Genomic DNA, 13,329 nt, shown 5'->3' with positions numbered 1-13,329 from the left:
TGAACTCATAGGGGGTGCAGGGGCATGGCAGTCGATCCGTCCCGTTCGATTCCTTCCGGCATCGGCAAGCTGCGGTCAGGCGAGGAGCGCTCTATCCGGCTCAAGAAAGCAGGCGGCAAGGCAGCCGACATCTTATACGCGGTTTTCAGGTACGCGCTTGTCGTCGGCATTTCGTTCATCATTCTTTATCCGATCCTGCTCAAGATTTCCGTCGCCTTCAAGGACAAAATCGATCTGTACGATCCGACGATCTTTGTCGTTCCGAAGCATTACACGCTGGACAATATCCGGATGGCGATGCAGATCATGGACTACGGCCCGCTGCTGGCCAACACGCTGCTGTTCGTCGCTGTGACGACAGCGCTGACGACGGCAGCCTGCGCGCTGGCCGGCTACGGCTTCGCCCGCTTCTCGTTTCCGGGCAGCAATCTGCTGTTCGCGCTCGTCATCCTGACCATTCTGGTGCCGACAAGCACATTGATGGTGCCGATGTACCTGCATTTCCGGAGCTTCGACCTGTTCGGCCTCTATGAGCGCATGAGCGGCCGCCCCGGCGTCAATCTGCTTAATACGTACTGGCCATCCATCATTACGGCGGCGACGGCTATGGGACTGAAGGCGGGACTGTTCATCTACATTTTCCGGCAATTTTTCAAAGGCATGCCCAAGGAAATCGAGGAAGCGGCCCTGATCGACGGCGCGGGCGGAATCCGCACGTTTACGGGCATCATGCTGCCAAATGCGATCTCCCCGCTCATTACGGTCATCTTGTTCTCGTTTGTCTGGCAGTACAACGACACGCTCTATACGTCCCTCTTCATGAGCGAAAGCGCGCTGATGCCGCTGAAGGTGGCTTCGCTGCCGGCACAGGCCAATCAGCTCATACCTCAGCTGATGGGCTATGCGTCCAACTCCGGCATCAAATCGGATCCGAACCATGTCGCCATGATCGTCGACACGGGCATTCTGCTGGCTATCGCGCCGCTCATCCTGCTGTATCTGGCCGTGCAGCGCTACTTTGTGGAAAGCATCGAGCGCTCAGGCATCATTGGATGACCGCAGCCGGGGAGGAGTAGGGATGAACAAGAAGCTTCGCCTTTTGCTGGCCGCCTCTGCGCTGCTGCTGGTCGGCGGAGCGGCGCCGTTGTTCAACGGGCTGCTTCGCGAATGGGAGCCTGCGGAGATTCGTCTGGAAGCGGAGGACGGCGAGCTGGCAGGTCCGTCCATCGGAACGGATGCCGCCGGATATTCCGGCACCGGCTATGTCGCCGGCTTCGTCGCCGAAGGCGATGCCGTCGTATTCAAGCTGGAGGCGCCGAAGTCCGGACTCTACGAGATCCGGCTCGGCTACCGTTCGGAGAGCGGCGACAAAAGGACGAATCTGGGCTTGAACGGAGAGCCTCTCGGTGAACTCGTATTGAAGCAGAGCGGCGAGTTTACCGAAACATCCGCAGGAAAGGCGTTTCTGCGTCAAGGAGAAAACCGGATCGTGCTCTCTCGCGGATGGGGCTACTATGACATCGATTATTTGACCTACAAGGAGACGAAGCCGGTGGAAGCGCCTGAATTGGACGGCAGCCTGGTCAACAAAAACGCAACGCCCGAGGCGAAGCGGCTGATGCGCTATCTGGCGGACAGCTTCGGCAAGGCGACCTTGTCCGGCCAGCAGGAATACAAGAATCTGGGCTGGATCTATGAGCTTACGGGCAAGGAGCCGGCGGTGATGGGCTTCGACCTGATCGAGTATTCGCCCTCCCGCGTCCAGCGGGGAGCCCAGTCGCAGGAGATCGAGCACATGCTCGACTGGCATGCCAAGGGCGGCATCGCGACGCTGTGCTGGCATTGGAACGCGCCCAAGGACCTGATTGACGAGCCGGGCAAAGAATGGTGGAGCGGCTTCTATACGCGGGCCACGGCCTTCGACGTGGAGAAGGCGATGGACGATCCGCAGTCGGAGGAGCATAAGCTGCTCCTGAGCGACATCGAGGCTGTCGCTGTCCAGCTGCAGCGGCTGTACGACGCGAAGGTTCCGGTGTTATGGCGTCCGCTCCATGAAGCGGAGGGAGGCTGGTTCTGGTGGGGGGCGAAGGGCGCTGAACCGGCCAAAAAGCTGTATCGGCTCCTATATGACAAGCTGGCGATCGAGCATGGCTTCGACAACCTGATCTGGGTGTGGAACTCAGAGGATCCTCAGTGGTACCCCGGGGACGATGTCGTCGATATCGTCAGCGTCGATCATTATCCTGAGCCCGGCGACCATGGCGCGGTGAACGCGAGGTTTGAGAAGCTTGTCCGGCTGAGCGGCGGCCATAAGCTGGTCGCGCTGGCGGAAAACGGCGCCATTCCCGATCCGGATCAGATGAAGATGTATGGAGCGCTCTGGAGCTGGTTCTGCACCTGGACCGGAGAGTTTCTCCGGGACGGCAGGCACAACAATCCGGAATTCCTTCGGAAGGTATATGCGGATGAGAGAGTCGTCACGCTCGACGAGCTGCCTTGGAATAAGAACGGATAGGTTGAAGTAAGCATCGATCGGCCATGTGCGCTTATGCCTGAACCGATGCCAAGCCCCTGCTTGAGCTCATGCTCGGCAGGGGCTTTTTCATGCAGGATGCTTTGCAAGGCTCATGCGCCCGGAATCTTGATCGGCCCGTTTTTCCCCTTGTCATCCAGCATGTTCCCATTCCGCTCCCGGTTCACATTCAGTTCACATAGATGTTCTAATCTTCATGGAGAATCATGACGAGGAGGAACTTACGTGAATCATATTCAGGCGAAAGAGCCCAAAGGCGAGTGGGCTGTCGAGGCAAGGGGCCTCGTCAAAACCTTCGGCGACAACCGCGCCGTCGACGGGGTGGATCTGAACGTGCGGGCCGGCTCGATCTATGGCGTGCTGGGTCCGAACGGAGCGGGCAAAACGACGACGATCCGAATGCTGGCCACGCTGCTGAAGGCTGATGCCGGATCGGCGAAAATATTCGGCCGCGATACGGTCAAGGAATCGCAAATCGTGCGGCAGCTGATCGGGGTGACCGGCCAGTACGCGTCGGTCGACGAGTCGCTCAGCGCGACGGAGAACCTCGTCATCTTCTCCCGCTTGCTCGGACTGGGACGCAAGGAGGCGAAGCGCAAGGCCGAGGAGCTGCTGGAGGAATTCGGCTTGACGGAAGCCGCCAGGAGGCCGCTTAAGAACTTCTCCGGCGGCATGCGCAGGCGGCTGGACCTGGCGGCAAGCCTCATCGCGCAGCCGCCGCTCATCTTCCTGGATGAACCGACGACCGGTCTGGACCCGCGCACCCGCTCGCAGATGTGGGAGACGATCCGCCGCCTCGTGAACACGGGATCGACTGTACTGCTTACGACGCAATACCTCGACGAGGCGGATCAGCTGGCCGACCGGATCGCGGTCATCGACAGGGGCCATGTCGTCGCCGAAGGCACCGTAGACGAGCTGAAAGCTTCGGTCGGGACTTCTTCGCTGCATTTGAGAGTAAGCGAGCCCCGCGACATCGGAAATGCCCGGCGCCTGGTGGAGCAGGTGCTGGGGGCACAGTCGAGCGTGTCGTCCGAAGCCGGCAAAATCACGGCGCCGATGGCCGATGCCGATGCCATCACCGACTTGCTCATCGCGCTTCGCGCGGAGGGGATTTCCCTGTCGGAGATGAGCGTGCAGAAACCGACGCTCGACGAGGTGTTCTTGACGATTACAGGCCAAGGGGTCAATCACGAAGCGGAAGCCGCTTCGGCTAAGGAGGTTACGGTATGAGCCAGCCGACCGCACGCACGCTCAAGAACCATACGAGCTTCGGCCAAACGATCCGCAATTCGCTGACGATGGCATACCGCGGCTTATTGAAAATCAAGCGAACGCCGGAGCAGTTGTTCGACGTCACGCTTCAGCCGATTATCTTCACCTTGATGTTCACGTATATTTTCGGAGGCGCCATCTCGGGCGATGTGGCGAGCTATCTGCCGATCATCATTCCGGGCATCCTCGTGCAGACGGTCATCGGGACCTCGGTCGTCACAGGCGTTCAGCTCAGGGAGGATATGGACAAGGGTGTATTCGACCGCTTCAAATCGCTGCCGATCGCGCGCATCGCGCCGCTGGCGGGAGCCCTGCTCGCGGATACGATCCGCTATACGATCGCAACCGTCCTTACCTTCACCATGGGCTTCATCATGGGCTACAGGCCGGAAGGCGGCTTCGGGAATGTCGTTTTGGCCGCTCTGCTGGTCATTGCCTGTGCCTGGGCGATCAGCTGGATCTTTGCTTTCTTCGGCGTCATCGCGCGCACCGCATCCAGCGTGCAAGGCATTTCGATGCTCGTGCTGTTCCCGCTCACCTTCTTGTCCAACGCTTTCGTGCCGGTCGACACGATGCCGAATTGGCTTCAATTTTTCGTCAAGATCAATCCGATCACCCATCTTGTCAGCGCGGTGAGGCAGTTGGCCAACGATGGAACCGTGGGCTGGGATCTGAGCTTGTCGCTCATTGGCGCGGCTGTCATCGTCGCTGTTTTCGCCCCGATTACCGTCCGGGCGTATATGAGGAGGACATAGGCTGCCGAGCTGCAGCACGGCATAACGAATCCGGCTGCCGGAAGGCTCGTCAATCCTTGGATGAAAAAACCGCCTTTCATCGGGGCGGTTTTTTTGCTTGCCATGGATTCAATGTCTCGAGAGCCGCTAGTGGCCGCAGCGTCTGCGGCTGCGACAGCGGGCATCCCGGTATTACCCATGCATAGCGGCTTTTGCGGCGGGCAACCTATTTGTGTTCGCAATTATATGACCAAATGGAGGCCAACCAATGAAAAAGCTCGCTCTTACAATCGTAGCTGCAGCCGGCATCGCCGGAACGATCGCAAGTCCGGCATTCGCCAACAACAACGACATGATGCGCAATATGGAACGGGGAATGAATGCCGAGCACTATAATGCAAGCATGAGTGGCTATGGCATGAAAAGCGCCGGCACGAACGGTGTCGGCATGAATGTCGTTCCAAGCTATCCAAGCAGCACATACGGCACAGGCATGAACCGCACCGGCTATGGAATGAATGGCGTCTCCTCGTATGGAACCGGATTGGACGGTACCCGCATGGACGACTATCGGACCAACAGCTACAACGGCTACCGGACCAACAGCTACAACAAGAACGGCATGGCCGCCAACAGCTACACGGCCAAAGCCGCAACGGGCAAAGGCTCCAACTGGGGCTGGCTCGGCTTGCTCGGCCTATTCGGCCTTGCGGGTATGAGAAGCCGCAATCCGGAACGCCATTAATCAAACGTAAGGGCCGCAGCGACGCTGCGGCCCTTTTTGCACCGCTCTGGACAAAAAAGAGGGGGGATGCGAAGAGGCCATTTTAAGGAGCCAGCCTACTCCGCCTTTCTTGTAAAGGAAAGAACGATGTCCTGGGCGTGGTCTCCGAAATCCGAGCCGAACAGGTTCAAGCCGCGGGGGTTGGCGGCATCCTCGGCGATCTCGAAGCGGACGCGGACGGGCTCGCTGAAGGAAAGCCCCAGCGCATCGATGGAAAGGTCTCCGCAAGAAGCTCCATTGATCAGGCTTCCCGTCCGGGTTACTTTCCATTCCGTCAGCAGGCCATACTCGGTATTACCCCGCCATTTTTCCGGCGTAAAACGGCCTTTTCGGTCGCCGAAATCACCCGGACTCGTCCAGGTTCCGACAAGCCGATCATTCATATAGAGCGATATGTCCGACGGCCAGTCTTCGCGGAAGCCCGGCGCCTCGGAGCACAGCTCCGCCGTCAGGCTGATTTCCTCCAGCTCGGTGCCGGGCGGCATCGGATTGGCGAAGCGGTATTCCAGGCTCCCGCTGCCGGAGAACCATACCACCGAGGCGTGAATGCGGTCCGGCATGTAGAAAACCCTCGGGTCGTCCGGCGATCCGATTCCGGAGCCGTCGCGCGAAGCCATGCCGCAGGGCGGCTGGATCGAGCAGGCGGAGAACATGCCGATCGGCATGCGGATCTGCTCCGTCCGGTGCAGGGCGTCGCCGGCTCTGGCAGGCATCTCGAGCAGGATGGAGCGGTAATTGACGGAGCAGATCTTCTCCCGGGCAGAGCCTTGGCGGCAGGAGATCAGCTCGGCCTGCTCCAGCGTCTGGACGTTGATGGATATGGTCGGCTGAGCCGCACCGAGCACCTCCGCCAGCTGGCTGACGCTCATCGGCTTCTCCCCGAGAGCCTCCAGGATGCGAAGGCGGACGTCGCTGGACAGAGCCTTGGCCACATCGATCATCCGGGAAGCGGGAAAGCGGATCAGTTCCTGTTTGGTTTCGCTCATGTCAACGCTTCCTTTGCATAAATGAATAGCTTCAGTCTACAAGGATTTCAGCATATTGTAAAATCATAATGTACATTGCCTAATTAATATATACCTGTTAGAATGGGGGCAATTCCCATTTGAAAGGTGTGTGCCGAATGCTTGATTCCTTAACCGCTCATGCGGGCCTTCTCAATCCCCGTCCCGAATATCCCCGCCCGGATTGGGAGAGGACGGATTGGCTCAATCTCAACGGCTCCTGGTCGTTTCGGCTGGATCAGGAAAGCATAGGAGCATCGGAAGCCTGGCAGCTCAAGGAGGAAAGCCATTTCGGCTCCACCATTGTGGTACCGTTTTCATGGTCGAGTCCTCTATCGGGAGTCGGAGAAAATGTAAAGGGAACGGGCTGGTATCGCCGAACCGTGAGCTGGGCTCCCTCGGAGGCAGGCTCGCTCGTGTTCCTCCGCTTCGGCGCCGTCGATTACGATTGCGAGGTCTGGGTGAACGGGGCGCATGCCGGTTCCCATCAAGGCGGATACGGCACGTTCGAGTTCGATGTGACATCGGCTTGGAAGACGGCGGAAGAGAACGTGATCGTCGTGCGCGCGCAGGATGAGGATCATGCCTACCAGGCCAGAGGCAAGCAGGGCTATGGGGAAATCCGCGGCATCTGGCAGACGGTCTGGCTCGAAGCCCGTCCCGAGGCTTATATCCAGCATGCGAAGTTCCATACTTTCATAGATGGACGCGTGGAGATCAGCGCGCGGATCAGCGCCGCGCGGGCTGGCGAAGCGCGGCTGGCGTTTGATTTCGGGGAGGGCTCCGTAACGGCGCAGTCGGTGCATCAGCTGAAGGCGGGCGACAATGAAGTCGCGGCGTCCTTCCAGGTAGCGGAGCCGCAGCTGTGGAGCCCGGACACGCCTCATCTGTATGAAGGAGCCGTCACTTTGACCTCCCTCTCCGGAGAGGACAGGGTGTCCACCTATTTCGGCATCCGCGAGATCGGATCGGCCCGGTTCGGCGAGCGCGGCTACCGCTGGCTGACGCTGAACGGCAAGCCGGTCTATTTGAACGGAACGCTGGATCAGGCCTATCACAAGACCGGCTACTTCACCTATCCAAGCGATGAGGACATGCGCGATGAGATCTACATGATGAAGCGCCTTGGCCTCAACTTCGTCCGGATCCACATCAAGCCGGAGGAGCCCCGCAAGCTGTATTGGGCCGACAAGCTGGGCATTCTCGTCATGGAGGATATGCCCTGCTTCTGGGGCGATCCGGACGAGACGGCGCGGGCGTCGTATGATCGCGAAGCGCTGGAGACGATCCAAAGGGATTGCAATCATCCGTCCATCTTCTCATGGGTCATGTTCAACGAAACCTGGGGGCTGAAAACGGACAGCAGGACAGTATCCGTGACGGGAGATTCGGCGCAGCAGCAGCTGTACCTTCCCGAGACGCAGGAGTGGGTCAGGGATCGGTACCGGTGGGCCAAGAGCATCGATCCGACGCGCATCGTGGAGGACAACTCCCCGTGCAACTGGGACCATGTGGAATCGGACATCAACACCTGGCATTTCTACATCAACGGCTACCAGCAGCTGCGCGACCACCTGGAGCATGTCGTCTCCGGCACCTTCCCGGGCTCGGAGCTGAACTATATCGGAGGCAACAAGCAGTCGGACGCGCCGCTGATGAACAGCGAATGCGGCAACGTATGGGGCATCGAAGGAGGAGCGGGCGACAGCGACCTGGCCTGGCATTACCGGTATATGCTCAATGAGTTCCGGCGCCACGACAAGCTCTGCGGATTCGTCTTCACGGAGTTCAGGGACGTGACCAACGAATTCAACGGCTATTACCGGCTGGACGGCTCGGCCAAAGACTTCGGCTATGACGGCATCGTGCCCGGCATGACGCTGCGCGACCTGCACTCGGCGGATTTCATCGTCGTGGATGCGGCCCCGTGCGTGACGACGGATGCCGGAGCCGAGGCAGCGGTTCCGCTGCTTCGATCCAGCTTCTCGGACCGCTATCACGGCGAGAGGCTGACGCTGGAATGGGAGCTTGCCTACGACGAGCTGGGGGTCCGCCGCGTCGAGAGCAGCGGTGTTGTCCAGCTGGACTGGGACGGCTACGGAACGTCCCCGCTGCAGCCTCTCGTGCTGACGATGCCGCAGCGCGACGCGCTGGCGATTCTCAGCCTTCGTCTAGTGGACGGCCAAGGGAAGGTCGTGACGCGGAACTTCACTGCGTTCGACGTGCGGAGCGGGCAGCCGGGCGGAGAATACGGAGCGGATGGCGGCACGCTCAGCATTCCGGTCCGCTCGTTCTCCGAACACAGCTTCGCGCATCAATGGGAGGCGATCGGCGGGCACAAGCAGAACGGCGGCAAGGAAGGCTCGTTCGTATTCGAGGCGGTGCTGCCGGATGCCGGAGAGCAGGCCTTGATCACGGACGTGGACATCTGGTTCGAAGCCAGCTCCAAGCGGCTGCTCGCCCGCAACTATGGAGTCGACAAGGAGCAGCGGACGGACATCAACTATATGCATGGGGACTCGGCGGATTCCGAATGGAACAGGAACACATATCCGATGACGGGAGAGCATAAGCACGAATCCCGGGTCGAGGTGCTGATCGACGGCGAGAGGGCGGCCAGCTTCGTGCTGCCGGACGATCCCGCCGACGCGCGCGGCATTCTCTCCTGGCATTACCAGCCTGCGGCGAACAAGCTGAATGAAGCCGGTTCCTACGGCTATCTGTGCCGGGCTTCCCTGCCGCCGAGCCTGACCGCCAAGCTGGATACGACGCGCCGGTTCAAGCTGGAGCTGAGGGCTTCGGAAGGCGGCCTCGCCCTGTACGGCCGCAACGCGGGCCGATATCCGGTGGACCTGGTTGTGCGCTATCGTTGAGAGCATCGGCAGCCTATGAACCTGAAGGGGCATTCCCCATGCGGAGGGGATGCCCCGTTGAAGGAGGAGAAGAGCATGAGAGGAATCGTGAATCCGATCGTACCGGGCTATTATGCCGATCCGGAAGCCCGGACCTATGAAGGGAAGTTTTGGATTTATGCGACCCGTTCTTTTACAGCCTATACCGATCAGATGAATCTGGATGCATTCAGCTCCGACGATCTGATCCATTGGGAGAAGCATGAAGGCATCGTCGAGATGGGGGATTTTCCGCACATCTGGAGAGCAGTCTGGGCTCCGACGGTCATCGAGCGCGGCGGGAGGTACTACCTGGTCTTCGCCGGCAACGACATCCAGTCGGACGAGGAGATCGGAGGCCTGGAGATAGCGGTCGCTGATACTCCGGCAGGCCCGTTCCGGGCGTATCTGGGCCGTCCGCTCGTAGACCGCTTCGTTCACCGCGCCCAGCCGATCGACGCTCATCTGTTCAAGGACGACGATGGAGAGGTCTATCTCTATTATGGCGGCTGGAAGCATTGCAACGCGGCCCGCATGAAGAGGGACATGACCGGCTTCGAGCCGCTTGAGGGCGGGGAGGAGATTCTCTCCGTCACGCCGCCCGGGTATGTGGAGGGACCCTGCATGCTGAAGAAGGACGGCCTCTATTATCTGATGTGGTCGATGGGCGGCTGGACCAACGGAACTTACTGTGTCGCCTACGGCACCAGCGGCAGTCCGCTGGGACCGTTCGAGAACAAGGGAACCATCCTGGAGAGCCAGCCGCCGATCGCCGAAGGTCCGGGCCATCACGGTTATCTGCATCTGCCGGAAGAGGATGAATGGCTGATCGTGTACCATCGCCGGATCATCGGCGACCGCGATCCCGGCAGCCGCATCCTTTGCATCGACCGGATGCAGGTGGAGGACGGCATCATCCGTCCTGTCGTCATGACGGATGCCTGGTAGGCAGGAATGAGCTCCGGATGGGATGAAAAAAGAAGGCAGCCGAAAAAGCCGGCCGCGTCTTTCGAGACCGCGGCCGGTTTTTCAATTGTCTGTTTTCTTCATTTGAAATGGTCGGAAAAAGCCTTGATCCTGTCCACGAAAATGCCCTTGAGCTGGTCGGCGCCTTCCGCGGGCGCGGCATAGGATTTGTAGCCTCCGAACGATTCGATGCCTACGGCCGCCTGCCTTAAATCCTCCGAGAAGTTCGCCTCGATGATTTCTTCCGTCTTTTTCGGCTTTTCATTGCAGATGAAATAACCGGTACGCTTGCCGAGCAGCTCGTCTTTGTTTTTTTTGATGTAGTCCCGGATCGGCTTATAGATTTTGCCGTCTCTTACTCCAGCTCCTACGATAACGGAATCAAAGGCGGCCAGATCCGGTTTTTCGGTCTCAATATTGCACAGGGTGCTGCCGGGAAGCTCTTCCGCCAATACGTTGGCGCACTGCTTGACGGCTCCGGTTTTGGTCGCGTACAGAACGATTGTTGCCATGATCTTCTCCCCTTAATATCGTTTATTTTCATCTCAAACGGATTTCCTTTATTCGTTCCTTCACCTGTGAATCGCTGTTCTTATTTTACTCCATTCAAACAGAAATTTCATCTATCGAGATTCTTGATTGTCGAACATCTTTGCGGAAGAGTTAGCAGAGGAAAGCAATGAATGCGGAATGACGGCCATTAATGGCTCCGGATAGCGAAAATAAAAGCGCTCGTCCAGAGGGACAAGCGCTGCGAATGCAGGATGAAATTCGAATGCAGCCTTAGGCCGATCCAATCCCGCCGGGCGAATCAGATGAAATTCATCCGGCCGAACGTTGAAATATCCTTCTTGACGGCTGCCGGCGGTTGACCGCGTGCTGGGCGAACGCCATCAAATCCTTTCGCCGTCATCGCGCGACTGTCAAGCCGTGCCCGATCGTTCTGCGAGCAGAACGCAGCCGAGATAAACGGCCGTTCCCCACATCATCAGCGCGGAAATACGGTTGATCCCCATCCGCATTCGTCCGGATGAATCGAGCTTTACCGCCGATTTGCCGGCAACGCCCAGGCCGATGAACCAGAGCCAGGAGACGGCCGCGCAGACGATCGTGAATGCGGCCTTCTCATAACCGGCGTAGCCGAGCGAGCTCGTGCCGACGACGCCGACAGTGTCGAGCAAGGCATGCGGGTTCAGAAGCGAGACCGATGCGGCGAAGGCCATCTGCTTTTTGGCCGACATGGCGCCGCCGGCTGCCGTGCCCGGGACGGCGGGCCTGGTTCTCCAGGAGGCGGCGCCCATATACATCAGGAAGCAAATGCCGGCGAGATAAAGGATGAGCTTGATTTCCTGATTGTCGAAGATAATGACGGAGACACCCCATACGGCGAGCAGAATGAGCAGCGTGTCGCATAGTCCGGCGGCGATGATGGCGGGCAGCGCGCGGGCGAACCGGACTTGAGAGGCTCCTTGATTGAAAATGAACACATTTTGCGGCCCTAAGGGCAGAATGAGCCCCAGCGCCAGCAGAAATCCGTGAATGGCTGCAGTCAGCATATGATCCTCCCGATGGTTGGTATAGCCATTGTAAGAGCAATCCGGCCGGGAGTCTCCATCCAATCGGTTGGCGGCAGAGCCAACCAATTGGTATAATGTCTCCACCGAAACGGATGGGGAGCAGGGGCATTCATGACCGAGAAATGGAAGCTGGAAAAGCGCGAGGCCGGGCCGCTCCACCAGCAGATCTATGATTTCGTGAAAGGAAAGATCAGAAGCGGCGAATGGCCGGTCGGGATGAGGATTCCTTCCCAGAGAGAGCTGGCAGCGGCGTTGGCGGTCAACCGCAGCACGGTGGTCCATGCGTTGGGCGAGCTGGCGGCTGACGGGCTGGTCGAATCCGCCGTCGGCCGGGGAACGGTCGTGGCGAACAGCACCTGGAATCTGCTTGCCGGCACCCGGCAGCCCGATTGGGGCCGCTATGTGAGCTCCGGCGCCTATCGGCCCAACCTGTCCCTGATCCGGCGGATCAATGAAGCCGAGCCGGATCCCAGCCTGATCCGCCTCGGAACCGGAGAACTGTCGCCGGAGCTGCTGCCGTCCACTCGGATCGCGGAGCTGCTGGCGGGCAGCGTCTCCGGACCGCTCAGCCTGGGATATCCGGAGCCGAAAGGCAGCTATCCCTTGAGGGAGGCTTTAAGCTCGTATTTGCAGCGAAAAGGGATCTCAGCCTCGCCGTCTTCCATTCTGATCGTGTCGGGGGCGCTCCAAGGCCTTCAGCTGATCTCGCTCGGGCTGCTGCGCCCGGGTTCCGTGATTTTAGCCGAAAATCCGACCTACTTGAATTCCGTCCATGTCTTCCAGTCCGCAGGCATGGAGCTTAGAACCGTCCCTATGGACGGGGACGGCATCCGGCCGGATGCCGTCGGGAGACTGATGCGCCAGCACGGAGCTTCCTTGCTTTACACGAATCCTACTTACCGCAATCCGACTGGCGGCGTGATGACGCTGAAGCGCAGGGAAAGCTTGATGCAGGCTTGCGCGGAGGCGCGGCTTCCGGTCGTCGAGGACGATGCCTACGGGGATCTGTGGCTGGACGAGCCGCCTCCGTCTCCGCTTAAATCGCTGGACAGCCAGGGACTTGTGCTGCATATGGGGAGCATGTCCAAATCGCTGGGACCGGGGCTGCGCATCGGCTGGATTGCCGGACCCGAGCCCGTCATCGAGCGCTTGGCCGATATCAAGATGCAGACGGACTATGGCTCCAGCACCCTTTCGCAGCATGCCGTCGCGGAATGGCTGGCGACCGGCTGTCATGAAGAGCATTTGTCCTTCCTGCGCGGAAAGCTGAGGGAGCGCAGGGGGATCGCTCTGGAAGCCCTGGAGGCCTCCTTCTCCGATCTGGCGGATTGGACGATGCCGCGGGGCGGATTCTATATCTGGCTGCGGCTGCGCAAGCCCTTGGACATGCGGCGCCTTTTCGAGACTGCGCTGCAAGCCGGAGTGCTGCTCAACCCGGGCAGCATCTACGACCGGGAGGACCGGCAGCATTTGAGGCTGTCCTATTCCTTTGCTTCCTTGAGCCAGCTGAGGGAAGGCTTGGCGGTATTGTCCAGCCTGATCCGATCGTTGACAGCTCCGTGATG

The 13,329-nt window shown here is 59.5% G+C and carries 11 protein-coding genes; 8 read left to right on the top strand and 3 right to left on the bottom strand.

Going from position 1 to position 13,329, the window contains the following annotated elements; translation table 11 throughout:
- Window positions 1-24: 24 nt before the first annotated feature.
- From PHU01S_RS03205 to PHU01S_RS25575, 5 genes are all read left to right on the top strand, one after another.
- Window positions 25-1,056: a carbohydrate ABC transporter permease gene (locus PHU01S_RS03205; protein WP_127506079.1), complete on the top strand. Its 1,032-nt coding sequence runs from the start codon at window positions 25-27 to the stop codon at window positions 1,054-1,056.
- Window positions 1,057-1,078: 22 nt separating this feature from the next.
- A complete protein-coding gene (locus PHU01S_RS03200) occupies window positions 1,079-2,515 on the top strand; it encodes a glycosyl hydrolase (protein ID WP_127506077.1) in 1,437 nt (478 codons plus the stop codon).
- A 243-nt stretch (window positions 2,516-2,758) separates the two neighbouring features.
- Window positions 2,759-3,766 (top strand): ATP-binding cassette domain-containing protein, encoded by a 1,008-nt coding sequence (locus PHU01S_RS03195; RefSeq protein WP_127506075.1) that lies wholly within the window; start codon window positions 2,759-2,761, stop codon window positions 3,764-3,766.
- Window positions 3,763-4,563: an ABC transporter permease gene (locus tag PHU01S_RS03190; protein WP_021880275.1), complete on the top strand. Its 801-nt coding sequence runs from the start codon at window positions 3,763-3,765 to the stop codon at window positions 4,561-4,563. The genes PHU01S_RS03195 and PHU01S_RS03190 overlap by 4 nt, the downstream gene beginning before the upstream one ends.
- 247 nt (window positions 4,564-4,810) lie before the next feature.
- The gene (locus tag PHU01S_RS25575) at window positions 4,811-5,287 is read left to right on the top strand and encodes a WGxxGxxG family protein (protein WP_021880274.1); all 477 of its coding nucleotides are present in this window, start codon (window positions 4,811-4,813) and stop codon (window positions 5,285-5,287) included.
- 95 nt (window positions 5,288-5,382) lie between these two features.
- Here the strand turns inward: PHU01S_RS25575 and PHU01S_RS03180 are convergent, their stop codons facing one another.
- Entirely contained in the window at window positions 5,383-6,312 is a 930-nt protein-coding gene (locus PHU01S_RS03180; protein WP_048748613.1) for an ArsR/SmtB family transcription factor, read from the bottom strand.
- 137 nt (window positions 6,313-6,449) lie between these two features.
- Here PHU01S_RS03180 and PHU01S_RS03175 point away from each other — a divergent pair, with 137 nt between their 5' ends.
- Window positions 6,450-9,203 carry a glycoside hydrolase family 2 protein gene (locus tag PHU01S_RS03175; RefSeq protein WP_127506071.1) on the top strand — a complete coding sequence of 918 codons (2,754 nt, stop codon included), beginning with the start codon at window positions 6,450-6,452 and terminating at the stop codon, window positions 9,201-9,203.
- A 75-nt stretch (window positions 9,204-9,278) separates the two neighbouring features.
- On the top strand, window positions 9,279-10,169 hold the full coding sequence (locus PHU01S_RS03170; protein ID WP_127506069.1) for a glycoside hydrolase family 43 protein: 891 nt from the start codon (window positions 9,279-9,281) through the stop codon (window positions 10,167-10,169).
- A gap of 98 nt (window positions 10,170-10,267) precedes the next feature.
- Here the strand turns inward: PHU01S_RS03170 and PHU01S_RS03165 are convergent, their stop codons facing one another.
- Window positions 10,268-10,699, bottom strand: coding sequence for a flavodoxin domain-containing protein (locus tag PHU01S_RS03165; RefSeq protein WP_048748611.1), 432 nt, complete (start codon window positions 10,697-10,699; stop codon window positions 10,268-10,270).
- Between the two features lie 411 nt (window positions 10,700-11,110).
- Window positions 11,111-11,743, bottom strand: a complete 633-nt coding sequence (locus PHU01S_RS03160; protein ID WP_127506067.1) for a LysE/ArgO family amino acid transporter — start codon at window positions 11,741-11,743, stop codon at window positions 11,111-11,113.
- Between the two features lie 132 nt (window positions 11,744-11,875).
- On the opposite strand from PHU01S_RS03160, the gene PHU01S_RS03155 reads away from it, so the two are divergent.
- Entirely contained in the window at window positions 11,876-13,327 is a 1,452-nt protein-coding gene (locus tag PHU01S_RS03155; RefSeq protein ID WP_127506065.1) for an aminotransferase-like domain-containing protein, read from the top strand.
- Window positions 13,328-13,329 lie beyond the last annotated feature (2 nt).

Origin of the sequence: Paenibacillus humicus NBRC 102415 (assembly GCF_004000905.1) — a bacterium.
Taxonomy (GTDB): Bacteria; Bacillota; Bacilli; order Paenibacillales; family Paenibacillaceae; genus Paenibacillus_O; species Paenibacillus_O humicus.
This window is presented reverse-complemented; position numbering and strand designations above follow the sequence as displayed.